Raw genomic sequence first — 25,829 nt, 5'->3', positions numbered from 1 at the left:
TCTCCTCGGTCATGTCGGTGTGCTGGCAGTGCTGGCAGTGCTGGTGGGTACCGGCGGTACCGGTGATGGGTGTGCGGTCAGAGGTGGGCGTGCGCGGAGGCACGGGCGAGCACGGTCGTGGCGTGTGCCAACAGGGCGAGCGCTGCCGCTCCGCAGGCGAGTGCCGGTACGGCGGCGCTGCCCCAGGTCTCGACGGCCGCCCGCACCGGGGCCGCCACCAGGTCGCCGCCGGGCAGCCGTCCGGCGAGGACGGCGGCGCAGACGAGGACCTCGACGGCGCAGGCGGCCCCGAGGGCGGTGGCGGCGGAATCGGGGAAGCCGTGCACGGCGAGCAGCCGGGCCAGGAACAGCAGGGTGCCCAGCGCGGCGGCAGGGACGAGCGGTCCCGGCTCCGCACCGGGCAGCAGGCGGGCGAGGGAAAGGAGCGCGGTCAGGGCGGCCAGGTAGAGGACGACGACCGCGAGGAGCAGGGGCCTGGCCCGGGCGGTGAAGTCGTCGAGGCCGCGGCTGCCCGCGAGGCGGCGCCGGGTCCGAACGGCGAACAGCCGGGCGCAGACGGCCGCCGGGAGCACCGCGAGGGCGAGCCCCAGGAGCGGTGCGGTGGCCGGGGGCCAGGGCCTGTCGGGGCCGCCGCTGATCAGCTGCTCCAGCAGCCCGTCGCCGTACGCCGCGTACGCCAGGAGCAGGACCGCAGCGGCACGCGTGCCGACCCGTGTGCCTCCCGGCGCGCGCAGCGGGCCGCGCCGGACGCAGAACACGAGCGCGGCCGCGAGCCCCGTGACGCCCGCCACCGTGACGGCGAACCGCAGCGGTCCGGAGGTGAGGGCCTGACCGGCGACGGCCGGGGCGCAGACGACGCCGGGGAGCAGCGCGGTGAGGGCCCACCCGCGGCGCCGACTTCGGCCGGCCGCAGCGGCGCCCCCGGGCACGGCCGGGCCGTCCTCGCCGCCGCGGGGCACGCGCGCGTAGAGCTCCTCGGCGAGCGAGAAGACGTCGCGGTGCCGGAACCGGGCCGCGGTGCGGTCGGTGACGCCGTGGGCCTCCAGCCCCGCCGCGATCTCCAGGGGGTCGACGGCCCGCTCGCACAGCTCCCGGTGCCGGTGCAGCAGCGCCTTGACCGGGTCGGCGGACCTCCGGCGCACGGCCGTCGCCGCCTTCGGGGCCTCAGACATGGCCGCCTCCCGTCGCCATCGCCGCGCCTGCCCAGGCGGGACCGGGCCGGACGGTGGCCGTCCAGTGCCCCGGTACATACGCCTCGGCCGGGTGTGCGAAGGGCAGCGGAGCGCCGTCCGGGTCCAGCGCTTCGATGTCACGACGCACGGGCGCGAGCGACAGCAGTTCCAGGTACAGGGCACGGAAGGCGGCGAGGTTCTGCTCGACGGTGAAGAGTTCGAGTGCACGGGCGCGCGCGGCGGCGCCCAGCCGTGCCCTGCGCTCCGGGTCGCGCAGCAACGCCACACACGCGTCGGCGAGCGCCCGCGGGTTGCGTGGGGGCACGACGAGGCCCGTGCCGCCGATGGCCTCGATCACCGCGCCGGCGTCCGTGGAGACCGTGGCGCGGCCGCAGAGCATGGCCTCGACGAGGCTGACGGGAAAGCCCTCGACGACGCTGGACAGGACGATCACGCACCCGGCGGCGTAGGCGTCGGCGAGCTCGGGCGCCTCCGGACCGCCGATCTCCTCGAAGGAGACGGGGTTGTCCCCCACGGCGTGGGCCGTGGCGGCCTCGTCCGGGAAGAGCTGCGCCGCGAGCGCCCGGCAGTGGGCGAGGTATGTGGCCGCCTCGGGTTCCCGTACGGGCGTGGCGATGATCCTCAACCGGGTCTCCGGCTCCTCCTTGCGCACCTCGGCGAAAGCGTGCAGCAGCCCCACGAGGTCCTTGGCGGGCTCGATCCGGCCCACCCACACGAGGGTGCGCGGTTCGCCGCCGTCGGTCCCCTCCCCCACGGCGGCGAACCGTTCCGCTTCCAGGCCGGGGTGGACCGTGCGCAGCTTGGCCCGGTCGGCGCCGCAGCGTTCCTGCCAGCGGCGGGCGTGGGCGTTGCCGGGGGTGATGACGGCGGCCTGCCGGTAGACCTCGGCGGCGAGCCGGCCGTGGAACGCGGCGAGCAGGGCGCGTACGGGCGGGGCGAGCGGCGCCACGGCGGCCCGGCCGGCCGCCAGGTAGTGCGCGCGCAGCTGGACGCCGTACTCGGTGACCAGCAGCGGAACGCCGAAGAAGCGTTTGGCCAGAAGGCCGGGAAGCGCCGCCGTACCACCCGACGCCGCATGGCACAGGTCGACCGCGCCGAGCCCGTCGGCCCCGTACCAGTCCAGCGACAGGGGGCGCAGGGCGCGCTCCAGCTCATCGGTGAGCGCCAGGTAGTCGGGAACCGTCGCGCTGTGCGCGCTCCGGCGTGCGCCGGGGGCGCGGCAGCCCGCCTCCAGGACGCGTGCGGCGGTCTCGGAGCGGAGGGCGGCCCTCAGCCCGCCCCGGTCGCGGGCGAGTTCGGCGAGCCCGTAGAGGCCGTCGGCGAACGCGGTGCCGCCGGTCGGCTCGGTGGCGCGGCAGAGGGCGGCGGTCAGCTGCTCGAAGTGCTCGGCGAAGCACCGCCGGTCGCGCCGCCCGTAGCCGCGCGAGGCGCGGGCGGTGCCACGGCGGGCGTGGTCGGGCGGCGTGGCCCACAGGGGCGCGGTCCGTACGCGCCGCACGTGGGGCGGCAGCGGTACCCAGCCGCCGTCCTCCTGCCGCGCGCTGCGGCTGAGCGCGTAGATATCGAACTCGTGCTGCGCGAGCCCGCGCACGAGCCGGTCGCACCAGAGCCTGGACTCACCCGACGCATAGGGGTAGCCACCTTCCGTGAGCAGTCCGATCCGCACGAGTACACCCCCGATCTCCCTTGTGCACGGCCGCCGTTGGTCCGGCGACTCGCGGCGGGACGACCGTAAGCGGATGAGGCGGTGGCGCGACGGACGGTTGTCCATCGCGCCACCGGAAGGGGTGAATGCACGTAACTTTCGCGCACCGGTTGCGTTCCGTCGCGCTAGAGCATCTTCTGATTACGCTCCGTCAAGCCGGGGCCAGCTGATGAGGTGTCAGCCGCCCGGGTAGACCCAGGGATTGGGGCGGCACTTGATGCCGTCGATCTCCAGCGTCTTCGTCTGCTGCTGCATCACGGGCGCGAGCGCGCCGGGCGTCTGACACGTGCGGTGGTTGTAGCCGAGCCGGTGCCCGATCTCGTGGTTGATCAGCATCTGCCGGTACGCGAGCATCCCCTTCGGTCCGAAGGTCTCGGCGCCCTGCGCCCAGCGGTACGCGTTGATCATGACTCGCTCGGTGGAGGCCGAGTCGCACGAGACGTTGTCGACGGTCGTGTCCAGGCCGGACTTGGCGCACCACACGCCCGTCGTAGCCGGGCTGGCGAGGGTGATCACGAAGTCCGGCCGGCCGGTGGAGATCCGCTCGAAGGTCATCTCACCGCCGTGCGCCCAGCTCCGGTCGTCGTTGAGGGTCTTCTGGACCGCCTCGGCGAACAGCTTCGAGTCGAGCCCGAGCCCCTTCTCGACATCGACGCGGTAGCGGACCTTCCGGCCGCCGCCGGGTGCCTTGTCCAGTCCCGGTACGGCCTCGAAGTCGCCCGGGCCCTTCAGCCCGGGGTCCAGCGGGAACTGGCGGGCCATCAGCTGCTCGTACGTCGGCGGCGGGGCGGGCGCCGCCGACGGCGGGGACGGCGCGGTCTGCGGCGGGGTGGCCCGCTGGTCGGACCGGGACGCCGGGTCGCCGCCCGCGTCCCGCTCGGGCGCGTCGGCCGACCGGGCCGCGCGGTCGTCCAGCCGGGCGTCGGCGACCTGGCCCGCGACGATGACCGCGAGGACGGTGGTGACGGCGGCAGCGGCGACGCCGGTGAACGTACGGGCCTTGCCGCCGCGCCGGCCGCTCGCGGCGTCCTCGTCCTCCTCGGCGGCCCGGCCCTCGGCGGGCGCGTCCGGACTCTCCGCGGGCGACCGGACCTCGGCGTCAGCCCCGGGCCCTGGCTCCGACCCGTCGAACGCGGCGACGAAGTCGCGGCGCTGCCCCGGTATGCGCGGCGGTCCCTGGGCGATGCGCTGCGGCGGGTCGCCCTGCGGCTGCCCGGTGGGCCCGTACGGGCCGCCGCCCCAGCCGCCACCGGACTCATGCTGTTCCGGGTGGCCGCCGCGTACGTGCGGCGGCGGGGCGTACGGGGCGGCGGTGCCGTGCGGAGGGGTGCCGGAGTCTTGGTCGTAGCCGTACGAGTACGGCTGCGGGGACGGGTTCGGAGGGTTCCGCGGCGCGTACGGGGTCCGCGGGGCCCCGTACGGAGCCTGGCGACCCTGCGTGGCCTGCCCGGCCCAGGCCTGCGCGCCCTGTGGCGCATGTGCGCCGTACGGCGCTTGGGGCGCGTGCGGAGCCTGTGGGGCTCGCGGACCCTGTGGGGCTTGCTGAGCCTGCGGGGCTTGCTGAGCCTGCGGGGCTTGCTGATCCTGCGGAGCCGGAGGAGTCTGCGGGGCCTGCCGCTCCTTGCGGCGGCGGCCGGTGCCGGAGGGTGCGCCGGCGGCCCTGAGGTCGGCCCCCTGGTCGGCAGGTGCGGGGCCCTTGCGGCTGTGTCGTCCCACGCCCCGGATCAGCTCCCCGTGTCGTCGTCGTTCCGGCCGGCGGTCAGCTCACGCACCGCCCGGGCGACGGTATCGGGGTACTCCATCATCGCCACGTGCCCGGCCTCCGGAAGGGTCAGCAGCCGTGCGTCCCGGAACGCCGCCGCGGCCTTGCGCGCCATACGGTACGACACGAGCTGGTCCCGGCCGCCGTACACGAGGAGTGTCGGCGCGAGGACCCGCTCGGCCTGCCGCCACAGGTTGTGCTGGCCGCCGAGCGTGTACGCGTCGACGATGCCGCGCGCAGAGCGGGCCATCGCGTCCCAGAAGTACGGCAGCCGGAGGCGCCGCTCCATCTCCTCGACGGCGGCGCGCAGGCCCTCGTCCGTGACCCGGCCGGGGTCGCCGTAACAGAGGGAGAGCACGCCCCGTACACGCTGCTCGGCCGTCCAGTCCCTGGTCAGCCGGGCGAACATCTGCGCGACGCCCGGCACGGCCAGCATCGCGGTGGGCCACGCGGCCCGCTGGGCCCGCAGCTCGGGCAGCGCGGGCGAGACGAGCGTCAGGGTGCGGACGAGGTCCGGCCGGACGGCGGCGATCCGCGTGGCGACGGCGCCGCCCAGGGAGTTGCCCACGAGGTGGACCGGCACCCGCCCGCCCGCGTCCAGGAACCGGATGACCGCGCGGGCATGTCCCGTCACGGAGTAGTTGCCGTCGTCGGGCGGCGGTGAGTCGCCGAAGCCGGGCAGGTCGACGGCCTCGCCGTCCAGTACGTCCTCGAGCAGCGGCATCATCGCCGACCAGTTCTGCGAGGACCCGCCCAGCCCGTGCACGTACAGGGCGCGCGCTCTGCCGGTCGCGTCCGACGGCCGGTAGCGCACGTTCAGCGTCAGGCCGGGCAGCGCCACGAAGCGCAGTCGTTCACCCTCCGCGACCCGTACGGGGTGCACGCGGGGCGCCGCCGCTGCGGCGGTGGGGGACGCGGGCAGCTCGGTCGAAGACATGCGGCAATGTTACGAGGTGATCACGTCGGGAACGGTGTGTTCGCCGTCACAGATCGCATAGCGCCGGGGAGGGCGAGCTTCTAGGCTCGCAACAGGGGCACAAGCCCGTAGGAAAGGGGAGCTCATGACCGTCGATCCCACGGATCCCGAGACGCAGACGGAGCTCAGCGGGGAGAACAGCGGTCCGGCCGCGGCCCGACTGGACGAGGAGACCCCCGAGGCCGACGCGGCGGAGCAGCACACCGAGCTGCGGCAGCAGGAGGACGACCCGCTGCCCAGGCTCGACCCGGCCGCGGCGAACGAGGCCGACGCGGTGGAGCAGGCGCGCGTGGTCGCGCTGGACGAGGACGACTACCGCTGACCCCGGGACCCGCGCACTCGACAACACTCGACGGCACTGGCCACCGCGCCACACGCCCGCGTTTGGGCAGGTAGGGGCGGGTTTGACGGGATTGCGGATCGTTCAATCTTGAAGCTCCCGGCTACCGTCGGCGTCCGGTACGTGAAATTCTGCGCTCGCACCGCGCACAGCAGGGTTACCCAAAAGTACGATGGCGGGCGCGGTGTACAGCGCATTTGGATCGATTTTGGGAGGCGGCGTGACAGCCATCGAGCAGACAGAGGCGGCGCGCCCAAGGGGCACACGCCTGCCGCGCCGAGCCCGACGTAATCAGCTCCTGGGCGCCGCCCAGGAGGTCTTCGTCGCCCAGGGGTACCACGCGGCCGCGATGGACGACATCGCCGAGCGGGCGGGTGTCAGCAAGCCCGTCCTCTACCAGCACTTCCCCGGGAAGCTGGAGCTGTACCTGGCGCTGCTGGACCAGCACTGCGAGTCGCTGCTCCAGGCGGTCCGCACGGCGCTCGGCTCCACGACGGACAACAAGCAGCGCGTGGCCGCGACGATGGACGCCTACTTCGCGTACGTGGAGGACGAGGGCGGCGCCTTCAGGCTGGTCTTCGAGTCGGACCTGACGAACGAGCCGGCGGTGCGCGAGCGTGTCGAGCGCGTCTCCCTGCAGTGCGCGGAGGCCATCTCGGATGTGATCGCCGAGGACACCGGACTGTCCAAGGACGAGTCCATGCTGCTGGCGGTGGGCCTGGGCGGTGTGTCGCAGGTGGTGGCCAGGCACTGGCTGGCCAGCGAGTCGCCGGTACCGCGCGACACGGCCGTGCAGCTGCTGACGTCGCTGGCGTGGCGGGGCATCGCCGGATTCCCGCTGCACGGGACCGAAGGCAACTGAACCGGGGCGGCGGCGCCGGGCTGTTCGCTCCTGGCGTGCGCCGCCGGGCCGTGGGCCGTCGCCTCTCCGGGCTAATGTGTGCAGCGTACGGCGCGGTGATCGCGCAACGCTGACCGTTCGGAGGGACATAGCCGTGGAGGTCAAGATCGGCGTGCAGCACGCGCCCCGGGAGATCGTTCTGGAGAGCGGGCAGTCCGCCGAGGACGTGGAGCGCGCCGTGGCGGAGGCGCTGGCCGGGAAGGCACAGCTGCTCAGCCTGACGGACGACAAGGGCCGCAGGGTGCTCGTACCGGCGGACCGGCTCGCGTATGTGGAGATCGGCGAGCCGACGGCGCGCCGGGTGGGTTTCGGCGCGCTCTGACGACGCGGCCCCAGCACATGACGGAGGCCCGGCGGGGATGTCCCCGCCGGGCCTCCGTCATGTCCCGAACCATGTGCCGGGGAGCCGGTCCGCCGGGAGTCCGTGCGCGGCCGGGGGTTCCCGGTGCTCACCGGTGCGGACGGAAGGGTTGCGTTCCGCGTGCTCCGGGTAGGACCGGCTACGACCGACCGACCGCCCCGCCGTCCGCGAGGTGATGCCTGTGTTCTGGGAAGCTCTGGGCTCCGTCCTGCTGGGACTCGCCTTGTCCTGGGCAGCGCTCCACCGGCTGGCCGACCGGCTTCCGCCACGGCGTACGGTCCTCGCCACCGGTGTGCTCGGCGCACTGTTCGGCGCACTCGTGACGCACGCGGCGCTCGGGCCCGGATTCGTGCTGGGCACGCTTCTCGGGGCGGTGGCGATCTGCGCCGTACTGCTCTCGCTGCTGATCCGGCCCGCGGGGCGCCGCTTGCGCCGATCAGCGGCGGCGTGACCCTCGCCGCCGCTCCTCACGACCGCCCGACGGCACCTGACCGGGCTTCCCCCGGGGATGGCGTCCGGCCCGGGGTGACTAGGCCGCGAGGCCCAGGGCCGCCATGCGCTTCGTGTGCGCCTTGGTGATCCGCGAGAACATCTCGCCGACCGCCGCCAGGTCGAAACCGTCCGCCACACCGCCGACCAGCATCGTCGACAGCGCGTCCCGCTCGGCCACCACCCGCTGAGCCTGCGACAGGGCCTCGCCCATCAGCCGCCGCGCCCACAGGGCGAGCCGTCCGCCCACGCGCGGGTCCGCCTCGATCGCGGCCCGCACCTTCTCCACGGCGAAGTTGCCGTGGCCCGTGTCGTCCAGCACGGCGAGCACCAGCGCGCGCGTGTCGGAGTCCAGCCGGACCGCGACCTCCCGGTAGAAGTCACTGGCGATCGAGTCGCCGACGTACGCCTTGACCAGGCCCTCCAGCCAGTCCGACGGCGCCGTCTGGCGGTGGAAGTCGTCGAGGGCCTTCGCGAAGGGCTCCATCGCGGCGGTCGGCTCCACGTCGATCGTGGCGAGCCGGCCGCGCAGCTGCTCGAAGTGGTGGAACTCGGCGGACGCCATCTTCGCCAGCTCCGCCTTGTCGGCCAGGGTCGGCGCGAGCTTCGCGTCCTCGGCGAGCCGCTCGAACGCCGCCAGCTCCCCGTAGGCCAGCGCGCCGAGCAGATCCACGACGGCCGCGCGGTACTGCGGGTCGGCGGAGGCCCCGGCCCAGTCGAGGGCGGCGATCCCGGTCGGTTCTTCGGCGGCAGTGGCGTTGTCAGGCGTCTCCATGAAGCGCACAATAGCCCGCTCACCACACCCCGGAAGGCCCTGGTCAGTGAGTGTGACGTCCCCCTCCTTGTGAATTGCCCCAACACACCTGCGCGATTCCGGGGTACAGTGGTAATGCGCCTGTCGAGTATGCGGAGACATTCGTACTCGGTAGGCCGTTTCATGAATGAGGATGCCCGGTCGGTGGCCCGATCGGCTCCGACCCGACAGCCCTCCGTGCGCAGCGCACATGAGGGGCCCTCAGCGGTATGACGCTCGAGCGACGGCAGTGGTCCCGCGCCACCCGGCTGTGATCTCGCGGTCTGCGGCCGGACAGTGATCCGGCGCGGTAAGACCCCCAGCGTTCGCCTCGTGCCGCGGCTCACAGAAGAGGCAACACCCTGACTACTCAGCCTATGACTTTCCGAGAGCTCGGGATCCTTCCCGAGACCGCAGAGGCCCTTGAGGCCGTCGGCATCGTCACGCCCTTCCCCATCCAGGAGATGACCCTTCCGGTCGCCCTCTCCGGCACCGACGTCATCGGCCAGGCCAAGACCGGCACCGGCAAGACCCTCGGTTTCGGTCTGCCCCTGCTGGAGCGCGTCACCGTCCCTGCCGACGTCGAGGCGGGCCGGGCCCGCCCCGAGGAGCTGACCGACGCGCCTCAGGCCCTGGTCGTCGTCCCCACCCGCGAGCTGTGCACACAGGTCACCAACGACCTGCTGACCGCAGGCAAGGTCCGTAACGTCCGCGTCCTCGCGATCTACGGCGGCCGTGCGTACGAGCCCCAGGTCGAGGCGCTCAAGAAGGGCGTCGACGTGGTCGTCGGCACCCCGGGCCGCCTGCTCGACCTGGCCGGCCAGAAGAAGCTGGACCTGTCCCACATCCGGAACCTCGTGCTCGACGAGGCGGACGAGATGCTCGACCTGGGCTTCCTGCCCGACGTCGAGAAGATCATCAACATGCTGCCGGCGAAGCGCCAGACGATGCTGTTCTCGGCGACCATGCCGGGCGCCGTCATCGGCCTCGCCCGCCGCTACATGTCGCAGCCCACGCACATCCGCGCCACCGCGCCGGACGACGAGGGCGCGACCGTCGCCAACATCAGGCAGCACGTCTACCGCGCCCACTCCATGGACAAGCCGGAGATGGTCTCGCGCATCCTGCAGGCGAACGGCCGCGGGCTCGCGATGATCTTCTGCCGCACGAAGCGCACGGCGGCCGACATCGCCGAGCAGCTGGAGCGGCGCGGCTTCGCCTCCGGCGCGGTCCACGGCGACCTCGGCCAGGGCGCCCGCGAGCAGGCGCTGCGCGCGTTCCGCAACGGCAAGGTGGACGTCCTCGTCTGCACCGACGTCGCCGCGCGCGGCATCGACGTCGAGGGCGTCACGCACGTGATCAACTACCAGTCGCCGGAGGACGAGAAGACGTACCTCCACCGGGTGGGCCGCACGGGCCGCGCGGGCGCGTCCGGTACGGCGATCACACTTGTCGACTGGGACGACATCCCGCGCTGGCAGCTCATCAACAAGGCGCTGGACCTGAAATTCCACGACCCGGTCGAGACGTACTCGACATCCGAGCACCTGTACGCGGACCTGGACATCCCGGACGGTACGAAGGGCGTCCTGCCACGCGCCGAGCGGACTCGCGCCGGGCTGAACGCGGAGGAGCTGGAGGACCTGGGCGAGCCCGGCGGCCGTGGCGCGCGTGGCCGGCGCCGCGAGCGCGAGGAGGAGCGCCCGGCGCGCACCCGTACGCCTCGCCAGCGGCGCCGCACTCGTGGCGGCGCGACGGTGGACGAGACCGAGGCGGCGACTCCGGCGGCGCCTGCGGCGTCTGCCGAGGCGACCGAGGGTGAAACCGTCGAGCGCCGCACTCCCCGCCGCCGTCGCCGCACCCGCGCGGGCGCGGTGGAGACGGCCGCGCCTGTGACGCCGGTGGAGGACGCTCCGGACGCCGAACCGACGTCGGCGCCGGCGCCGCGTCGCCGCACCCGCAAGGCGGCGGAGCCCAAGGCCACCGAGGCGGTCGCCACCGCGGCCCCCGAGGCCGAGGCCGAACCGCGGCGCCGCACGCGGAAAACGGCCGAGGCCGTCGTGACCGCTGAGGCCGCCGCACCCGAGGCCGAGGCCAAGCCCCGCCGCCGCACCCGCAAGACGGCCGAGGCCGTCGTGACCGCTGAGGCCGCCGCACCCGAGGCCGCCGAGGCGACGCCGAGGCGACGCACCCGGAAGGCTGCCGCGTCCGCCGACGCCGCGGCAGTGGTCGAGCCGGCCGCCGAGGCCAAGCCGCGGCGCCGCACCCGCAAGACGGCCGCGGCCCAGCCGGCCGAGGCCTGACCCAGCACACCGAAGGCCCCGCCACCCGGGTGGCGGGGCCTTCGCGTGCCCGCCGACGGGTCGGTCGCCGTCCCGGCGGGAGGGGCCGGGTCCGCCCCCGCAGCGGCCGGCGGCGCCGGTCGCGTGGGGGGCGTCCAGCGCCCGGGGCCGCCGGCCCGAGGAGGTGAGCCCGGAGGGGCGCCGGGCCAGGAGCTGCGCCAGTCCGTTTGCGGACAGGCGTTCCGCGCGGGGACGGGGGTCCCATGTTCTGGAGGTCCCCCCTGATCGAGCGGAATCGAGAGCCTGGGGGGCGGGCACGAACGGGCCGGGCCGGAGCGGCCCACTACGGGACCCGCCTGGGCATGCCCCAGCGCCGGGGAGGCGTTCCCGGCCGCTAGCCTCGTGGCATGAGTCGGCCGCCCACCTTTGTTCCGCCCTCGTGCGCCCGCGCCCACGCGCTGCCCACCGCACGCGGCGCCTTCGCCGTGCTCGACGCGGCGCCGCCCCGTGCGCCCAGGGGGACCGCGCTGCTGCTGCCGGGGTACACCGGGAGCAAGGAAGACTTCATCGCCATGCTGGAGCCCCTCAGCGCCGCCGGGTACCGGGTCGTCGCCGTCGATGGGCGCGGACAGTACGAGACCTCCGGACCCGAGGAGCAAGGGGCTTACGCCCAGCGGGAATTGGCGTTGGACGTGCTCGCGCAGGCCGGGGCGGTGGGGGGCGGCGGGCCGGTGCATCTGCTGGGGCACTCCCTCGGGGGGCAGATCGCCCGGGCGGCCGTGCTGACGGATGCGTCCGCCTTCGTCTCGCTCACCCTCATGTCCTCCGGGCCCGCGGAAGTCACCCCCGGGCAGCGGGAGAAGGTCAAGCTGCTGAGCGACGCCCTCAGCGTCATGGACATGGAGCAGGTCTGGCAGGCGATGCGCGCCCTCGACCCGCCGGAGGACGCCGACGACCCGCTCCGGGGCGACCGCGAGGACCTCCGGCGCCGCTGGCTGCGCCACAACCCCGCGCAGCTCCTCGCGACGGGCCGTCAGCTCAGGACGGAACCCGACCGTGTGGCGGAGCTCGCCGCGCTCGACCCCCCGCTCCCCGTCCATGTCATCTCCGGCGAGCACGACGACACCTGGCCGGTGCCCCTGCTGGACGCCATGGCGGAGCGGCTGGGCGCCCACCGCACCCGTATCGCCGGGGCCGAGCATTCACCCAACACCGACCGGCCGGAGGAGACAGCGGCCGCCGTCGTGAGATTCTGGGACGGTTACGGCCGCGGCCCTCAGAAACGCGACTGAAGCTGCTGCCAGAAGCCGTCCCGCAGCGCCCGCCGCAGCACCGCGTGGCCCCGCAGGGACCTGCTCAGCCGGCGTTCCGCCTCCATCAGCAGGTCCTGGTCCACCGGTCCGGGCAGGTACGGGTGGCCGGGCAGCAGTTCGGCCATCACGTCCGTGCCCCGCTCCGCGAGCCATGTGGCGGCGATCTGGGCGCCCATGAACCGCGCCTCGTCGCGCGACGGCGGCGGCTCGCCCTCGTTCTCGTACGTCGTCACGGGCCGCCGTGTGATGTAAGGGCGCCAGAAGTCCAGGTCGAAGACGCGCTGACTGTCGACCTCCCACAGCAGCGGCTCGGCCTGGTTGCCGCCCTCCGCGGCCTCGATGCCCCACAGGTGGACCCGCGCCCCGTACCCCTGCGCGGCCTCGACGGCGGAGACGAGGTCCTCGTCGCCGCCGACGAGCGCCGCGTCGCTGATGGCCCGGTGGCGGGCGAGTGACTCCAGGTCGGAGCGGATGAGCGAGTCGACGCCCTTCTGCTGGTTGTTGGCGTTGAGGTTGCCCAGCCGGACCTTGACGTCGGGGAGTTCGGCGATGGACTGCTGCTCGGGGGTGTGGATACGGCGCCGGGCGCCGTCGTACCAGTAGACGCGGAGCAGTCTGCTGTCGGCGAAGATCGTGCGCGCGGTGTCGATGAACGCCTCGATGAGCCCTTCCGCGTCGAGGTCGAAGGCGCGCCGGTCCTCGGTGCCCGCGACCAGCAACCCGGCCGAAGCATAGACGTAACCGGCGTCCACGAAGATGGCATGTGTCGAGGGCGTCTTGGCGACCTCGACGAGCATGCGCTGCAGGAGCTCATTGGTGCGCTCAAGGCGCTGGGCGATGTCCGCGTCGTTCATACGGGCCTCATTGTCCGCCCTGGACGGCCGCACCGCCAGCGGCCACTGCTTAGCCAATCGAAAAATTTCCTTAGCGTAGGGAATGTTTCAGGGGCTGCACCTGGTTGCAGGTGTACAGACACCAGCTCGACGAAGGGAGAAGCCATGCGCTTCGAGATCATGCGACTCGACGATGTCGACGGAACGGCCGTCGACAGCACCGTCGTGGACGCCGCCTCCGTCAACCGGATCGTGCAGCAGGCCGCCGCCAGGGGCCAGCGCCTCTACATCCGCCCGGCCGAAGCCACCGCGTCGTAACGATCGCGACGTGTGAAGACGCGTGACGACGTGTGAAGCGGACCGCGCCCCCGTACGAGTCGTACGGGGGCGCGGTCGTTCCGGCGCCGCGGCCGCGCGCCGCTCAGGCGGCCTGGATCGTCTGTGTCACGCCGTTGATGATCTGCTGCACGGCGATGGCCGACAGCATCATGCCGGCGAGCCGGGTCACCAGCACCACCCCGCCGTCCTTGATCACCCGGATGATCAGCAGGGAGTACCGCATGGTCAGCCAGAGCACCGCGTGCATCGCGACGATGGCGGCCCACACCGAGACCTGCCCGGCGACGCCCTCCGCGTGCTGCACGGCGAGGATCACCGACACGATCGCGCCCGGCCCGGCGAGCAGCGGCATGCCCAGCGGTACGAGGGCGACGTTGACGTCCTTGGTCTGCTGGGGCTCGTCGGTCTTGCCGGTGAGCAGGTCGAGCGCGATGAGCAGCAGGAGCAGTCCGCCCGCGATCATCAGGGCCGGTACGGAGACATGCAGGTAGGCCAGGATCTGCTGGCCCAGGATGCCGAACACGGTGATCACACCGAACGCGACGGCGACGGCCTGCCAGGCCATACGGCGCTGGACCTTGGTGGCGCGGCCGGAGGTCAGGGCGAGGAAGATCGGCGTGATCCCGGGGGGATCCATGATGACAAACAGGGTCAGAAAGAGTGAGCCGAAGACGGCGAAGTCGAACACAGTGATGCCTTGCGGAAGAAGGGGTGGTGCGGAAGGGCGCACGGCGGAGCCGTGCGGGGCGTCGGTCGGCGGGGCCGTGCGACGGAGTGGACCAGGCAGGAGAGAGGGCGGCGGTGCGGCCTGTGGGTTACGGACGTCCGCCCGTGCCCGGCACCGGGAACGCGCCGGTCGCGCGGCGCGTGATCTCGCCGTAGATCTCCGGGTCGGTGGTGAAGTCGCCGAGCCGGCAGGTCTTGCGGCTGCCGTGGTAGTCGCTGGAGCCGGTGTTCAGCAGCCCGAGCTCGCGCGCGAGGCCGCGCAGGCGGGCGCGGGTCGGCTCGTCGTGGTCCATGTGGTCGACCTCGACGCCGTCGAGTCCGTACGCGGCGAGGTCGGCGATCACGGAGTCGGGGACCGTCCGCCCGCGCTTGACCGCGCCGGGGTGCGCGAAGACGGTCACCCCGCCGGCCGCCTTCACCAGTCGGATCGCCTTGAACGGGTCCAGCTCGTGCTTCTCGACGTACACACGGCCGCCGTCGGCGAGCCACTCGGGCGTGAACGCGCCGGAGACGTCGGGGACGACGCCCAGCTCGACAAGGGCCTCGGCGATGTGCGGTCGCCCGATGGAGCCGTCCCCGGCGATGGCCGCGACGCGCTCCCACGTCACCGGCACGCCCAGTTCCTGGAGCTTGCCGACCATCGCACGGGCGCGCGGCACCCGGTCGTCGCGCACCAGCTCGCGCTCCCGCGCCAACTCGGGCTCGTCCGGGTCGAAGAGGTACGCCAGCATGTGGACACCGGTGCCGTCGATCCGGCACGACAGCTCGGCACCGGTGACGAGCGTGAGCCCCTCGGGCAGCGCGGCGAGCGCCTCGGCGTGCCCCCGCGTGGTGTCGTGGTCGGTCAGCGCGACGACGTCGAGCCCGGCCGCGGCGGCGCCCAGCACCAGCTCGGCGGGGGTGTCCGTACCGTCCGACGCGGTGGAGTGGGTGTGCAGGTCGATGCGCACGACACATGACTCCAGGGCTCGGCACGGACAGGGGACACCCAAGAATAACGGCCCCGGGCGACCGCCTCGTCCGCCCGGCCCCGGCGGAGGGCCGGCGCCCTCAGGACAGCAGCCGCGGCGACAGCGCCCCGCACGGCACCAGGTCGACCTCGGCGCCGGCCTCGCGGACGTCGGTCAGGACCAGTTCGTCGTAGAGCAGAAGACCCGAGTCCTCGGGCCAGGCGATGGCCCAGAGCCAGAGGCCGCGAGCCTCGCCCGCGAAGACGGCGCGGCCCTCCGGGGCACCGATCACATGCCAGAGGGGGGTCAGGCGGCCGCCGGCCAGGACCTTGGCCTGCGGGGCCTTGTCCATGCAGAGGTGGGGGCCGGGGTCCGGGCCGTCCGTGCCGGCGTACCGCGCGCCCAGGCCGACGCCCAGCTCCTCGGCGATCAGCAGCAGCTCGCCCACCCCGCCGAGCGGCCCGGGGCCCGAGCAGGCGACGGCGGTGGCCCGGCCGCCGCTGCGGTCGTCACCGGCGTACGCGACGCCGGTGAAGAGCCAGCCTATGGGGAGCGGCCAGGGCATCCAGACGGGGACCTGCGCACGGTTCACGGCGACGTGCAGCGCCTCGACGCTGGGCGGCACCACGGGCTGCAGCGGATACACAGGGCCGTGCACACCACACTGCCAGCGGTCGGCGAAGAGACCGGGCGCCCGGACCCGGCCTCCGCACTTCGGGCAACTGGGTTCGCCCCTCATAGCGTTCAACGGTCCTCCCCCACCGTCCCCCCGTCAAGGACGATCACCCGTCCGGTGTGCCGTAGAGGGCCCTCAGTCCAGGCTCACGGATGCCCGGCGCGGGTCGCGCAGGTCCGTCTGCGCGGTCAGCCAGCGTTCCTCCAGCGCCTGCGCGCCGTGCACCCGCTTCCACGCCGCCTCGTTGGGCGTCATCGGCAGCAGCGGCAGGAACCGCACCGGGTCCATCCCGCCGTCCGGTTCCAGGTCCGGGACCAGGCCGCCCGGTTCCGCGACGAGTACGGAGGTGAACGGAGCGCCCGGCCAGAGCGGCTCGCCCACGTCCAGAGAGGCGCCCGGGGCCACGACGACGCCCTCCACCTGCGGCGACGCCGCGAGGACGGCAAGCGGGCGGAGCACCTTGTCGGTGTCGGCGATCCCGGCCCGTACGGTCAGGAGCAGCTCCGCGCGCGGGCCCTTGACCGGGTCGGCGACGGCCGCCGTCGGATCGGTCATGGGCTGCGCCGACATGCCCAGCGTCGCGTACCGGACGACCGGCTGGGATTCGCCGTTCTCGGTGTCTGTGAAACGCAGCACCTCGATGCGCTCCGTACCGAGGAACGTCACGGAGGCACGCGCGTCCGGTTCGCCCAGCGCCGTGAACAGACGGGCCTCGACCAGCGCGAGAACTTTTTCCATGCGGCGAGCATAAAGCGCGCTTCCAAGGGGCATGGGGAGGGATTGACCCTCAGTCGGCTGCTAGGGTGGGCCGCTGGTCGGGACAGTACGTCATGGGGGCCCCTCCCAGCGGTCGCCGGGGGAGTGCTTTCCGGTCCCGACGACACGTCATCCCTTACGGGGGACCGGCCGGAGGAGGTGGGGCTGCGGTGGATCGAAGTCGACCGTGCAGTACCAGCCGCTCTTCCGCGCAGCGCGAGCCGCTCCCGCCGCGCACCCCCCGTGCACGCTTCACCTGCCGTACCACCCTTCGTACGAGCGTCTGAGGCGTTTCCGCCCGCACTCCGCACGCAGGGCACCGCGCGCGACGGAAGAGCACGTCGTCCCCGCCCGTCTGTAGCGAACCGCGAACCGCGAACCCCGTCACCGCGATCCGCGGTGCCGCCCGCTTTGCGGACGTATGCAACGCCACGTCCCCATTCCGGGCTGTGCCACGCCTCGCCGACGGCTTCTGCGTGAAGGAGCCTGCCATGTCGATGATCCGTGACCTGCGCGCCGTCGTACGCCCGTCGCTGCGCAAGCGCAGCGCGTCCCCGTACCCGCCGTACAACGCGTACGACCCGACACGCGACCCGTCCGCGTCCACCGCGGTCGTCGACTGCGCCGTGTACCGGGACGGACGCCGGGTGAAGGACGACGAGGAGTGCCTGACCCCGCGCGAGGCGATGCGGCGCGTACGCGAGGGCGGCGGCTTCGCCTGGATCGGGCTGCACGAGCCGACGGAGGCCGAATTCGCCGGTATCGCCGCCGAGTTCGGGCTGCACCCGCTGGCCGTGGAGGACGCGGTGCACGCGCACCAGCGGCCGAAGCTGGAGCGGTACGACGACACGCTCTTCACCGTCTTCAAGACGATCCACTACGTCGAGCACGCCGAGCTCACCGCGACCAGTGCGGTCGTGGAGACCGGTGAGGTGATGTGCTTCACCGGGCGGGACTTCGTGATCACCGTCCGGCACGGCGGCCAGGGGTCGCTGCGCAATCTGCGGCACCGCCTGGAGTCCGACCCGGAGCTGCTCGCCAAGGGACCGTCAGCCGTCCTGCACGCCATCGCGGACCATGTCGTGGACGGGTACATCGCGGTCGCCGACGCCGTCGAGATCGACATCGACCAGATCGAGACCGATGTCTTCTCGCCGCCCACGAAGGGCAGCACGCGAGGCGCCGACACCGGGCGGATCTACCAGCTGAAGCGTGAGGTACTGGAGTTCAAGCGGGCGGTGACGCCGCTGATGCGTCCGTTGCAGCTGCTGAGCGAGCGGCCGATGCGGCTGGTCGACCCGGACATCCAGAAGTACTTCCGGGACGTCGCCGACCACCTGGTCCGCGTGCAGGAACAGGTCGTCGGCTTCGACGAGCTCCTCAATTCGATCCTCCAGGCGAACCTCGCGCAGGCGACGGTCGCGCAGAACGAGGACATGCGCAAGATCACCTCCTGGGCCGCGATCATCGCCGTGCCGACGGCGGTGTGCGGTGTGTACGGCATGAACTTCCAGTACATGCCGGAGCTGGAGTGGAAGTACGGCTACCCGATGGTGCTCACCGGCATCATCGGTGTCTGCTTCGCCATCCACCGCACCCTGAAGCGCAACGGCTGGCTGTAGGGGGCGGGGGCCCGCTGGCTAAGCTGCGGGCATGACTGACGACTCGCTGCTCTCCCGCGCCCTCGTCGAGGAGGCCACCAAGAAGTCCGGCCTCATCTGGGTGCGCGGGGACGGGCCCGCGCGGGCGCTCTGGCATGTGTGGCACGACGGTGCCGCGTATGTCGTCGGCGACGGGCCCGGCGAGCAGCCGCTGCCGGGCGGCCTGGCCGAGGGCGGGGCCGCCGAGGTGACCGTACGCAGCAAGGACAAGGGCGGCCGCCTGGTCGCCTGGACGGCGCGGGTCAGTGAGCTGGCGCCGGGCTCCGAGGACTGGCGGGCCGCGGCGGACGAGCTGAAGGGGAAGCGGTTGAACGCCCCGGACGCGGAGACGATGACCGAGCGGTGGTCGCGCGAGTGCCGGCTGCTGCGGCTGACCCCGCACAAGGTGAGCACGGACCTGCCGCAGGACTCCCTCGCGGCGGCGCCGCTGCCCACGGAGGCCACGACGCGCCATCCGATCCCGGAGGCACTCCCCCGCCTGCTCCTCAAGCGCCGGAAGCGCTGACGCCGAGCAGGCGGCTCATCCGCCGGTACGGGCGTCAGTCGCTGGTACGGGGCAGCTGCCGGCCGTAGTCGAGGATGTCGCCCTTCTCCGGCTCCGCCAGCGGGAAGTCCTTGTTCCAGTCCGTCAGGACCACGACGCCTCCCCCGCCGGCCCGGGCGAACCGGAGCGGGAAGGGCGTGCCCTCCAGGGCGACGTCCAGGGTGCCGCCCTCGCCGCGCTCGCCGCCCGCGACCTTGATCGTGCGGATGCCGGCGAGCTTGTCGCGGTCGCCCTTGTGCACCTCGCCGTGGAGCACGAGCAGCCCGCGGAGCAGGACGTTCATCTCGGTGAAGCCGCGCAGCTGCTTGTACGAGGGGTCGCCCTGCGGCACCTTGACGTACTTGCCGTCGAGCTTGTCCGCTGCCTGGATATCGGCCTCGGTGGGCTCGGCGGAGTCCTCGGCGTGCCGCCAGAAGGCCGCGCCCGCCTTCAGGAAGAGGGCGTCGCCGACGCGCAGCAGCTCGAAGGTCGAGGTCTTGGTGGTGACGGAGCCGGTCGCGCCGGTGTCCTTCAGCCGCATGTTGAGCTTGTACGTACCGGTCTTGCTGACCAGCGTGCCGGAGAGCCGTACCGACTTCGCGCCCTTCGCCGACGTCTGCGCCTTGGACTCGATCTCTCTCGCCTCGAGTCTGCCGACGCCGTTGGTGCCCTCGTCCGGATCCTCCGCGCAAGCGGTCAGTGTCGCGGCCAGCCCGACGCAGAGCGCGACGGGGAGCGCGACGCGACGGGTACGCCGAGCCGGGGGGAGAGCGGTCACCAGCGCTGCCTCTCGTGTTTCACGTGGGGGGATTGGCAGACGGCAGCGTACCGGGGAGCGGTGGCGGGCTCCGCACGGAGCCGTACGGACGCCGCTGCCCGGGCGACCCGAAACATGACGAGCTAGCCTGAATCACCGCATTATGCATATGAGTGGTATGCGGATAAGCGGTCGGTGGTCGATGAAGGAGGGAGGCGCTCGGGATGGTGGCAGGCGCCTCCCGGATCTTCGTCTCGCACCTCGCCGGGGTGCCGGTCTTCGACCCCAGCGGCGACCAGGTCGGCCGAGTGCGCGACCTCGTCGCCATGCTGCGGATCGGCCGTCGGCCGCCCAGGATCCTCGGGCTGGTCGTCGAGGTGATCGGACGGCGCCGCATCTTCCTCCCCATGACCCGGGTGACCGGCGTCGAGGCCGGTCAGGTCATCACCACCGGCGTACTCAACCTCCGCCGCTTCGAGCAGCGCCCCACCGAGCGCCTCGTCTTCGGCGAGCTGCTCGACCGCCGGGTCCGGCTGGTCGACGGCGGCGACGAGGTCACCGTGCTGGACGTGGGGATCCGGCAGCTGCCCGCCCGCCGCGACTGGGAGATCGACAAGGTGTTCGTACGGCGCGGCGGGGGCCGTACGCTGCGCCGCAAGGGGGAGACGCTGACGGTCGAGTGGTCGGGGGTCACCGGGTTCTCGCTGCAGGAGCACGGGCAGGGCGCCGAGAACCTGCTCGCCACGTTCGAGAAGATGCGCCCCGCCGACGTCGCAAACACGCTGCACCACCTCTCGCCCAAGCGGCGCGCCGAGGTCGCCGCAGCCCTCCACGACGACCGGCTCGCCGACGTACTGGAGGAGCTGCCCGAGGACGACCAGATCGAGATCCTCGGCAAGCTGGAGGCCGAACGCGCCGCGGACGTCCTGGAGGCGATGGACCCGGACGACGCCGCCGACCTGCTGTCCGAGCTGCCCGAGGAGGAGAAGGAGCGGCTGCTGACGCTGATGCGCCCGGACGACGCGGCCGACGTCCGGCGGCTGCTGTCGTACGAGGACCGCACGGCGGGCGGTCTGATGACGACCGAGCCGATCGTGCTGCGCCCCGACTCCACCGTCGCGGACGCCCTGGCCCGGATCCGCCAGCAGGACCTCTCCCCCGCCCTGGCGGCGCAGGTGTACGTGTGCCGGCCACCGGACGAGACGCCGACGGGCAAGTTCCTGGGCACGGTGCACTTCCAGCGGCTGCTGCGGGATCCGCCGTTCACGCTCGTCTCGGCCGTCGTCGACACCGACCTGGAGCCGCTCTCCCCGGACACCCCGCTGCGCTCGGTGACCAGCCATCTCGCCGCGTACAACCTGGTCGCGGCGCCCGTCGTCGACGACAGCGGATCGCTGCTGGGCGCGGTCACCGTCGACGACGTACTGGACCACCTGCTGCCGGAGGACTGGCGCGAGACCGACTTCGGGCCCGACGAGGGGCGGGGGGCGGCGCATGGCGCCTGAACGCACCCCGGACTGGGGCCCGCGCGACCGGGTCGCGCAGCGGGACCGGGAGCGGGCCGCCGCACGGGACCGGGCCACGCCCCGCACCCGGCTCGACCAGCCGCTGGACCAGCCACGCCTGCGGCGGCCGAGGCTGCTGCCCGAGTACGACCCCGAGGCGTTCGGACGGCTGTCGGAGCGGATCGCCCGGTTCCTGGGCACGGGCCGGTTCATCGTCTGGATGACCGTCTTCATCATCACGTGGCTGATCTGGAACATCACCGTGCCCGACCCGCTGCGCTTCGACCCGTTCCCGTTCATCTTCCTGACGCTGATGCTGTCGCTGCAGGCCTCGTACGCGGCCCCGCTGATCCTGCTCGCGCAGAACCGGCAGGACGACCGGGACCGGGTCAATCTGGAGCAGGACCGGGCGCAGAACGAGCGGTCGATCGCCGACACCGAGTACCTGACCCGGGAGATCGCGGCGCTGCGGATGGGCCTCGGCGAGGTCGCGACCCGCGACTGGATGCGCTCCGAGTTGGAGGACCTGGTCCGCGAGCTGGAGGAGCGGCGCGCCGTATTCCCGCGGTCGGCGTCGCCGGGGAGTGACGAAGGTGACCGCTGAGAGGCTTTCCGGGGGCCCTGGTGAGCGCCGTACCATCGTCCGTATGACGACGGAAGACGCGGTGCGTGAAGCACTGGCGACGGTGAACGACCCCGAGATCAATCGACCGATCACTGAACTCGGCATGGTCAAGTCAGTCGAGATCGGCGCGGACGGGGCGGTGGCCGTCACCGTCTATCTGACGGTCTCCGGCTGCCCCATGCGCGAGACGATCACAAAGAACGTGAGCGAGGCGGTCTCCCGCGTCGAGGGCGTCACCCGCGTCGATGTGACCTTGGACGTGATGAGCGACGAGCAGCGCAAGGAGCTGGCTGCCGCGCTGCGCGGCACCACCGCCGAGCGTGAGGTGCCGTTCGCGAAGCCCGGCTCGCTGACCCGCGTGTACGCGGTGGCGTCCGGCAAGGGCGGCGTCGGCAAGTCGTCCGTGACCGTGAACCTGGCCGCCGCGATGGCCGCCGACGGGCTGAAGGTCGGTGTCGTGGACGCCGACATCTACGGCCACAGCGTGCCGCGCATGCTGGGCGCCGACGGCCGTCCGACCCAGGTCGAGAACATGATCATGCCGCCGTCCGCGAACGGTGTGAAGGTCATCTCGATCGGCATGTTCACACCGGGCAACGCGCCGGTGGTGTGGCGCGGCCCGATGCTGCACCGCGCGCTCCAGCAGTTCCTCGCGGACGTGTACTGGGGCGACCTGGACGTGCTGCTCATGGACCTGCCTCCGGGCACCGGCGACATCGCGATCTCGGTGGCGCAGCTGGTGCCGAACGCCGAGATCCTGGTCGTCACCACGCCGCAGCAGGCGGCGGCGGAGGTCGCCGAGCGGGCCGGTTCGATCGCCGTGCAGACCCACCAGAAGATCGTCGGTGTCGTCGAGAACATGTCGGGCCTGCCGTGCCCGCACTGCGACGAGATGGTCGACGTCTTCGGCACGGGCGGCGGCCAGCGGGTCGCCGACGGGCTGACGCGGACGACCGGTGCGACGGTGCCGGTGCTGGGCTCGATCCCGATCGACGTGCGGCTGCGGGAGGGCGGCGACGAGGGCAGGCCCGTCGTGCTCACCGACCCGGACTCGCCGGCGGGTGCGGCGCTGCGCACCATCGCGGGCAAGCTGGGCGGCCGCCAGCGCGGCCTGTCGGGCATGTCGCTGGGGATCACCCCGCGCAACAAGTTCTGAGCCGCTGAGCCCGTACGGGCAAGGGGGCGCCGCTCCGGGTGAGCGGCGCCCCCTTTCGTCGTGTCCCCGGGCGCGGCCTAGGCGTACGTGGCGATGTCCGCGATCACGGAGAAGCCGAGTCCGTACGCGCTCATGCCCCGCCCGTACGCGCCCAGATGAACGTCACCCTGGGCGGTCGTCCCGGCCAGCACCCAGCCGAACTCGGACTCCCGGTAGTGGAACGGCTGCGGCACGCCGTCGACGGGCAGCGAGAGCGTCGTCCAGTCCGGGCCCTCCAGGTCGTCGGCGAGCTCGAACGCGGCCTCCGTCTGCTGGTCCAGCCACTCTTTGCGCAGCGTGTGGTCGAGCTGGGCGGGCCAGGTGTACGCCAGGAGCCCGGAGCCGGCCAGCCAGGCGGCGGACGACACGTTGGTGGCGTCCAGGACGCCGGTGCCGTCCCCCGTACGACGTACCGGGTGGGCGGCGACGGTGACGACGACCGCGAAACGGCAGCGCTCGGGGCCGACCACCTCGGGTCGTATCGACGGCTCCTCGCCATGGCCTGTGGAACCGTGCTGCACGGTGCCGTCCGCCGCCGTGCCGACCTGCATCAGCCAGCGCGGCCCTGTGAACGCCTCGTCCAGCCCGTACCAGGGGAAGGGGGCCCGCAGGTACCCGTCGACGGTGCGACGGGCGCCAGGCACCCCCTCGGACGTGGATGTGGTGCTGGGCGTCGGCTCCGCCTGTGCCCCCACCCGACTCGTCGTCTCCATCTGCCCGGCCGCCTCCTCGATCCGTTCGGACAGAGGGAGAGGATATCCACCCAGGCGGGGCTCTTCCGGAAGGCCGGTACTCAGGGGACTCAGGTGGCGTCCGCGTCGAACGGGGGCCGATCGGCCTTATCGGGCGTTTCGCTCTTCTTCAGGAGGTCCGGAGCGGGGGTGGCGGAGGGGCTTCCGGCGGGCGTGCCGGAGGCGGTGCCCTTGACGGCGTCCGCGACCTCGTCGATCTCCTTCTTGAGGTCGAAGCTGCTGCGCAGCTCCCGCAGCTCCCTGACGTCCTGGTTCTCGTTGAGCTGCTTGCGGATGAACGTCTTGGGGTTCAGGTCCTCGAACTCGAAGTCCTTGAATTCCGGGCCGAGTTCGCTGCGGATGTCCTGCTTGGCGCTCTCGGAGAAGTCCCGGATCCTGCGGATGAAGCGGCTGACGTCCTGGATGACCTTGGGCAGCTTGTCGGGACCGAAGATGAGCACTGCGAGGATCACCAGCGCCACCAGCTCGAGTGCGCCTATGTCACTGAACACCTTGTTGCTCCTCCTCAGGTCTCCGCTGCACCAAGGTACCCGCTCGATGGGTGCGACGGGACTGCCGTCGCACCCATCAGCCGTTCAGCCGTTCAGTTGTCCGCCGATGAGCCGAGCGTGAGGGTTCTGGCGTGTTCCCGGCCGCCGCGCTCCAGGGTGAGACGGAGCTCGTCGCCGGGGCGGTGGGCGCGGATCTTGACGATCAGCTCCTCGCCGCTGTGGACACGCTCGCCGTCGACCTTGGTGATGACGTCACCGGCCCGGATGCCCGCCTTGGCGGCCGGTCCGCCCGCGGTGACGGACGCGCCGCCGTCCTGCGCCTTGTCGGCGACCCGGGCACCGTCGCCCGCGAACTTCATGTCGAGGCTGACCCCGATGACCGGGTGAGTGGCCTTGCCGGTGTTGATGAGCTCCTCGGCGACGCGCTTGCCCTGGTTGATGGGGATGGCGAAGCCGAGGCCGATGGAACCGGCCTGGCCGCCGTCGATACCGGAGCCGCTGTCGGCGGCGCGGATGGCGCTGTTGATGCCGATGACCCGGGCCCGCGAGTCCAGCAGCGGCCCACCGGAGTTCCCCGGATTTATGGGCGCGTCGGTCTGAAGAGCGTCGACATAGCTGATGTCGCTGCCGTCGCCCTTCTCGCCCCCCGCCGTGATGGGCCGCCCCTTGGCGCTGATGATGCCGGAGGTGACGGTGTTCTGGAGGTCGAAGGGGGCGCCGATGGCCACGACGGGGTCGCCGACGCGGACACTGTCGGAGTTGCCGAGCGGCAGCGGCGCAAGGTTGGACACGCCGCTGACCCGGACGACGGCCAGGTCGTAGCCGCTGTCGCCGCCGACGAGCGTGGCGCGCGCGGTCTCGCCGCCGCTGAAGGTGACGGTGATGGCGCCGGCGTCGCCGGCCGAGTCGACGACATGGTGGTTGGTGAGGATGTGGCCGCGCCTGTCGAGGACGAAGCCGGTGCCGGTGCCCTGCTCGCCGCCTCCGCTGACGTGCAGCGTGACGACGCTGGGCAGTGCGCGGGCGGCGATGCCCGCGACGCTGTCCGGGGCGCGGTCGGCGACCCCGGCTTCGGCCTGCGGCAGCTCGACGGTGGTCAGCCCGCCATTGCGCTCGATGTACGCCCCGACGGCACCGCCGAGCACACCCGCGAGCAGCGCGAACACCAGCGCTCCGGCCAACGCGAGCCCCCGCCGCCCCCGCGGCCCGGACGGCGCACCGCCCCCGCTCCCGGTCAGCGGCTGCGCCTGCCGCGCGGCCGGACTGCTCCACGGGTCGTACTGCCCCCACTGCGGGGCGACCGGCGCGGGTGCCGCGGCGGGCGCGGGCGCGGGTGCGGGGAGCGGTGCCGGGGCGGCCGGGCTGCCGTAGGCGGGCGGCTGCACAGGCGGCGCGGGTGCCCACGGCCCGGGCTCCCCATAGGGCGGCGTCCGGTACTCGTCGGGCGCGTGCAGTGGACCCGGCCGCCCGCCGCTCCCTGCCGCGTCGCCCTGGTGACCCGACGGACCCGGCCCGTCGGCGTCGGCCACGCCCTCGGGCCGGGTGACAGCCTGTGCCCCTGGCCCGGGCGGAAGCCCGGCTCGGTCGGCTTCGGTACCGGCGGGACCGGCGGGACCGGCGGGACCGGCCGCATCGACGCCGGTCCCTGCCTCGGTGCCCGCCTCAGCGGGGGCCCCGGCTTCCGGTGCGGCCTCGCGCCCGGGGTCCGCCACCGGCCCGGCCGCAGCCTCGGGGGCGGAGCCGGAGCCTGGACGTCGCGACTCGGCGCGGGTCTTCGCCGCTGCCCAGGCTCGGGCCACGGGGCCTGTCTCCGGGGGTGTGAGGGTGGGCGCGGTGGGCGGGTCCGTCGTCGGCGCGGCCGTGGTCGCAGGGGTGGGGCGGCTCCACCACTTCGGCTTCGGCTGCGTGGGCTTCCCGTCGTCCAT

The 25,829-nt window shown here is 72.9% G+C and carries 25 protein-coding genes and 1 pseudogene; 12 read left to right on the top strand and 14 right to left on the bottom strand.

Annotation, left to right across the window (positions count from 1 at the left end; all coding sequences use genetic code 11):
- Positions 1 to 77: 77 nt before the first annotated feature.
- From FVS66_RS29425 to FVS66_RS29410, 4 genes are all read right to left on the bottom strand, one after another.
- Positions 78 to 1,172, bottom strand: coding sequence for a hypothetical protein (locus FVS66_RS29425; protein ID WP_149184284.1), 1,095 nt, complete (start codon positions 1,170 to 1,172; stop codon positions 78 to 80).
- Positions 1,165 to 2,859, bottom strand: a complete 1,695-nt coding sequence (locus FVS66_RS29420; RefSeq protein ID WP_149184283.1) for a DUF3492 domain-containing protein — start codon at positions 2,857 to 2,859, stop codon at positions 1,165 to 1,167. The genes FVS66_RS29425 and FVS66_RS29420 overlap by 8 nt, the downstream gene beginning before the upstream one ends.
- Before the next feature lie 216 nt (positions 2,860 to 3,075).
- Positions 3,076 to 4,614 carry a DUF3152 domain-containing protein gene (locus FVS66_RS29415; protein ID WP_149184282.1) on the bottom strand — a complete coding sequence of 513 codons (1,539 nt, stop codon included), beginning with the start codon at positions 4,612 to 4,614 and terminating at the stop codon, positions 3,076 to 3,078.
- 8 nt (positions 4,615 to 4,622) lie between these two features.
- A complete protein-coding gene (locus tag FVS66_RS29410; protein ID WP_149184281.1) occupies positions 4,623 to 5,597 on the bottom strand; it encodes an alpha/beta hydrolase in 975 nt (324 codons plus the stop codon).
- Between the two features lie 124 nt (positions 5,598 to 5,721).
- Between FVS66_RS29410 and FVS66_RS29405 the strand changes: the two genes are divergently transcribed.
- From FVS66_RS29405 to FVS66_RS29390, 4 genes are all read left to right on the top strand, one after another.
- Entirely contained in the window at positions 5,722 to 5,958 is a 237-nt protein-coding gene (locus FVS66_RS29405; RefSeq protein ID WP_149184280.1) for a hypothetical protein, read from the top strand.
- Between the two features lie 238 nt (positions 5,959 to 6,196).
- Entirely contained in the window at positions 6,197 to 6,838 is a 642-nt protein-coding gene (locus tag FVS66_RS29400; protein ID WP_149184279.1) for a TetR/AcrR family transcriptional regulator, read from the top strand.
- Between the two features lie 133 nt (positions 6,839 to 6,971).
- On the top strand, positions 6,972 to 7,199 hold the full coding sequence (locus FVS66_RS29395; protein ID WP_187645745.1) for a DUF3107 domain-containing protein: 228 nt from the start codon (positions 6,972 to 6,974) through the stop codon (positions 7,197 to 7,199).
- Between the two features lie 220 nt (positions 7,200 to 7,419).
- The gene (locus FVS66_RS29390; protein ID WP_149184277.1) at positions 7,420 to 7,689 is read left to right on the top strand and encodes a hypothetical protein; all 270 of its coding nucleotides are present in this window, start codon (positions 7,420 to 7,422) and stop codon (positions 7,687 to 7,689) included.
- A 78-nt stretch (positions 7,690 to 7,767) separates the two neighbouring features.
- Here the strand turns inward: FVS66_RS29390 and FVS66_RS29385 are convergent, their stop codons facing one another.
- Positions 7,768 to 8,502, bottom strand: coding sequence for a ferritin-like fold-containing protein (locus tag FVS66_RS29385; RefSeq protein WP_149184276.1), 735 nt, complete (start codon positions 8,500 to 8,502; stop codon positions 7,768 to 7,770).
- A 302-nt stretch (positions 8,503 to 8,804) separates the two neighbouring features.
- Here FVS66_RS29385 and FVS66_RS29380 point away from each other — a divergent pair.
- Positions 8,805 to 10,811 (top strand): annotated as a pseudogene (locus tag FVS66_RS29380) (DEAD/DEAH box helicase); the annotation flags it as partial.
- A gap of 398 nt (positions 10,812 to 11,209) precedes the next feature.
- Entirely contained in the window at positions 11,210 to 12,094 is an 885-nt protein-coding gene (locus FVS66_RS29375; RefSeq protein WP_149184274.1) for an alpha/beta fold hydrolase, read from the top strand.
- Here the strand turns inward: FVS66_RS29375 and FVS66_RS29370 are convergent.
- On the bottom strand, positions 12,079 to 12,969 hold the full coding sequence (locus tag FVS66_RS29370) for an NYN domain-containing protein (RefSeq protein WP_187645744.1): 891 nt from the start codon (positions 12,967 to 12,969) through the stop codon (positions 12,079 to 12,081). The two genes, FVS66_RS29375 and FVS66_RS29370, sit on opposite strands and share 16 nt — an antisense overlap.
- Before the next feature lie 144 nt (positions 12,970 to 13,113).
- Between FVS66_RS29370 and FVS66_RS35280 the strand changes: the two genes are divergently transcribed.
- Positions 13,114 to 13,266, top strand: coding sequence for a hypothetical protein (locus FVS66_RS35280; protein WP_187645743.1), 153 nt, complete (start codon positions 13,114 to 13,116; stop codon positions 13,264 to 13,266).
- A 103-nt stretch (positions 13,267 to 13,369) separates the two neighbouring features.
- On the opposite strand, the gene FVS66_RS29365 is transcribed toward FVS66_RS35280, so the two are convergent.
- The 4 genes from FVS66_RS29365 to FVS66_RS29350 form a co-directional block, all read right to left on the bottom strand.
- Positions 13,370 to 13,975: a MarC family protein gene (locus FVS66_RS29365; RefSeq protein ID WP_149184273.1), complete on the bottom strand. Its 606-nt coding sequence runs from the start codon at positions 13,973 to 13,975 to the stop codon at positions 13,370 to 13,372.
- 127 nt (positions 13,976 to 14,102) lie between these two features.
- Positions 14,103 to 14,963: a PHP domain-containing protein gene (locus FVS66_RS29360; RefSeq protein WP_149184272.1), complete on the bottom strand. Its 861-nt coding sequence runs from the start codon at positions 14,961 to 14,963 to the stop codon at positions 14,103 to 14,105.
- 100 nt (positions 14,964 to 15,063) lie between these two features.
- A complete protein-coding gene (locus FVS66_RS29355) occupies positions 15,064 to 15,702 on the bottom strand; it encodes a DUF6758 family protein (RefSeq protein WP_149184271.1) in 639 nt (212 codons plus the stop codon).
- A 72-nt stretch (positions 15,703 to 15,774) separates the two neighbouring features.
- Positions 15,775 to 16,377 (bottom strand): suppressor of fused domain protein, encoded by a 603-nt coding sequence (locus FVS66_RS29350; RefSeq protein WP_149184270.1) that lies wholly within the window; start codon positions 16,375 to 16,377, stop codon positions 15,775 to 15,777.
- 509 nt (positions 16,378 to 16,886) lie between these two features.
- On the opposite strand from FVS66_RS29350, the gene FVS66_RS29345 reads away from it, so the two are divergent.
- Together FVS66_RS29345 and FVS66_RS29340 are read left to right on the top strand one after the other, a co-directional pair.
- Positions 16,887 to 18,017 (top strand): magnesium and cobalt transport protein CorA, encoded by a 1,131-nt coding sequence (locus FVS66_RS29345; RefSeq protein WP_149184269.1) that lies wholly within the window; start codon positions 16,887 to 16,889, stop codon positions 18,015 to 18,017.
- Positions 18,018 to 18,048: 31 nt separating this feature from the next.
- Positions 18,049 to 18,561 (top strand): hypothetical protein, encoded by a 513-nt coding sequence (locus tag FVS66_RS29340; protein WP_149184268.1) that lies wholly within the window; start codon positions 18,049 to 18,051, stop codon positions 18,559 to 18,561.
- 34 nt (positions 18,562 to 18,595) lie between these two features.
- Here FVS66_RS29340 and FVS66_RS29335 read toward each other — a convergent pair whose 3' ends face one another.
- The gene (locus tag FVS66_RS29335; protein ID WP_149184267.1) at positions 18,596 to 19,357 is read right to left on the bottom strand and encodes a hypothetical protein; all 762 of its coding nucleotides are present in this window, start codon (positions 19,355 to 19,357) and stop codon (positions 18,596 to 18,598) included.
- A 203-nt stretch (positions 19,358 to 19,560) separates the two neighbouring features.
- Here FVS66_RS29335 and FVS66_RS29330 point away from each other — a divergent pair, with 203 nt between their 5' ends.
- From FVS66_RS29330 to FVS66_RS29320, 3 genes are read left to right on the top strand one after another with little or no spacing between them, the layout of a single operon-like run.
- A complete protein-coding gene (locus FVS66_RS29330) occupies positions 19,561 to 20,841 on the top strand; it encodes a magnesium transporter MgtE N-terminal domain-containing protein (protein WP_149184266.1) in 1,281 nt (426 codons plus the stop codon).
- The gene (locus tag FVS66_RS29325) at positions 20,831 to 21,445 is read left to right on the top strand and encodes a DUF1003 domain-containing protein (RefSeq protein WP_149184265.1); all 615 of its coding nucleotides are present in this window, start codon (positions 20,831 to 20,833) and stop codon (positions 21,443 to 21,445) included. The genes FVS66_RS29330 and FVS66_RS29325 overlap by 11 nt, the downstream gene beginning before the upstream one ends.
- Positions 21,446 to 21,488: 43 nt before the next feature.
- Positions 21,489 to 22,622 carry an Mrp/NBP35 family ATP-binding protein gene (locus FVS66_RS29320; RefSeq protein WP_149184264.1) on the top strand — a complete coding sequence of 378 codons (1,134 nt, stop codon included), beginning with the start codon at positions 21,489 to 21,491 and terminating at the stop codon, positions 22,620 to 22,622.
- Between the two features lie 77 nt (positions 22,623 to 22,699).
- Here the strand turns inward: FVS66_RS29320 and FVS66_RS29315 are convergent, their stop codons facing one another.
- The 3 genes from FVS66_RS29315 to FVS66_RS29305 form a co-directional block, all read right to left on the bottom strand.
- Positions 22,700 to 23,374: a hypothetical protein gene (locus tag FVS66_RS29315; RefSeq protein ID WP_187645742.1), complete on the bottom strand. Its 675-nt coding sequence runs from the start codon at positions 23,372 to 23,374 to the stop codon at positions 22,700 to 22,702.
- A gap of 89 nt (positions 23,375 to 23,463) precedes the next feature.
- Positions 23,464 to 23,904 carry a sec-independent translocase gene (locus tag FVS66_RS29310; RefSeq protein WP_149184263.1) on the bottom strand — a complete coding sequence of 147 codons (441 nt, stop codon included), beginning with the start codon at positions 23,902 to 23,904 and terminating at the stop codon, positions 23,464 to 23,466.
- 92 nt (positions 23,905 to 23,996) lie between these two features.
- Positions 23,997 to 25,829, bottom strand: coding sequence for a S1C family serine protease (locus FVS66_RS29305; protein WP_149184262.1), 1,833 nt, complete (start codon positions 25,827 to 25,829; stop codon positions 23,997 to 23,999).

Source organism: Streptomyces sp. TRM49041 (genome assembly GCF_008271805.1).
Taxonomy (GTDB): Bacteria; Actinomycetota; Actinomycetes; order Streptomycetales; family Streptomycetaceae; genus Streptomyces.
The sequence above is the reverse complement of the archived record's forward strand: the minus strand, read 5'-3'. Positions and strand labels throughout refer to the sequence as shown.

Coding starts and splice junctions, on each gene's coding strand:
- FVS66_RS29425 (WP_149184284.1), bottom strand. CDS start 1,172: ATGTCTGAGGCCCCGAAGGCGGCGACGGCCGTGCGCCGGAGGTCCGCC.
- FVS66_RS29410 (WP_149184281.1), bottom strand. CDS start 5,597: ATGTCTTCGACCGAGCTGCCCGCGTCCCCCACCGCCGCAGCGGCGGCG.
- FVS66_RS29405 (WP_149184280.1), top strand. CDS start 5,722: ATGACCGTCGATCCCACGGATCCCGAGACGCAGACGGAGCTCAGCGGG.
- FVS66_RS29385 (WP_149184276.1), bottom strand. CDS start 8,502: ATGGAGACGCCTGACAACGCCACTGCCGCCGAAGAACCGACCGGGATC.
- FVS66_RS29375 (WP_149184274.1), top strand. CDS start 11,210: ATGAGTCGGCCGCCCACCTTTGTTCCGCCCTCGTGCGCCCGCGCCCAC.
- FVS66_RS29370 (WP_187645744.1), bottom strand. CDS start 12,969: ATGAACGACGCGGACATCGCCCAGCGCCTTGAGCGCACCAATGAGCTC.
- FVS66_RS35280 (WP_187645743.1), top strand. CDS start 13,114: ATGCGCTTCGAGATCATGCGACTCGACGATGTCGACGGAACGGCCGTC.
- FVS66_RS29355 (WP_149184271.1), bottom strand. CDS start 15,702: ATGAGGGGCGAACCCAGTTGCCCGAAGTGCGGAGGCCGGGTCCGGGCG.
- FVS66_RS29350 (WP_149184270.1), bottom strand. CDS start 16,377: ATGGAAAAAGTTCTCGCGCTGGTCGAGGCCCGTCTGTTCACGGCGCTG.
- FVS66_RS29345 (WP_149184269.1), top strand. CDS start 16,887: ATGTCGATGATCCGTGACCTGCGCGCCGTCGTACGCCCGTCGCTGCGC.
- FVS66_RS29340 (WP_149184268.1), top strand. CDS start 18,049: ATGACTGACGACTCGCTGCTCTCCCGCGCCCTCGTCGAGGAGGCCACC.
- FVS66_RS29330 (WP_149184266.1), top strand. CDS start 19,561: ATGGTGGCAGGCGCCTCCCGGATCTTCGTCTCGCACCTCGCCGGGGTG.
- FVS66_RS29325 (WP_149184265.1), top strand. CDS start 20,831: ATGGCGCCTGAACGCACCCCGGACTGGGGCCCGCGCGACCGGGTCGCG.
- FVS66_RS29320 (WP_149184264.1), top strand. CDS start 21,489: ATGACGACGGAAGACGCGGTGCGTGAAGCACTGGCGACGGTGAACGAC.
- FVS66_RS29315 (WP_187645742.1), bottom strand. CDS start 23,374: ATGGAGACGACGAGTCGGGTGGGGGCACAGGCGGAGCCGACGCCCAGC.
- FVS66_RS29305 (WP_149184262.1), bottom strand. CDS start 25,829: ATGGACGACGGGAAGCCCACGCAGCCGAAGCCGAAGTGGTGGAGCCGC.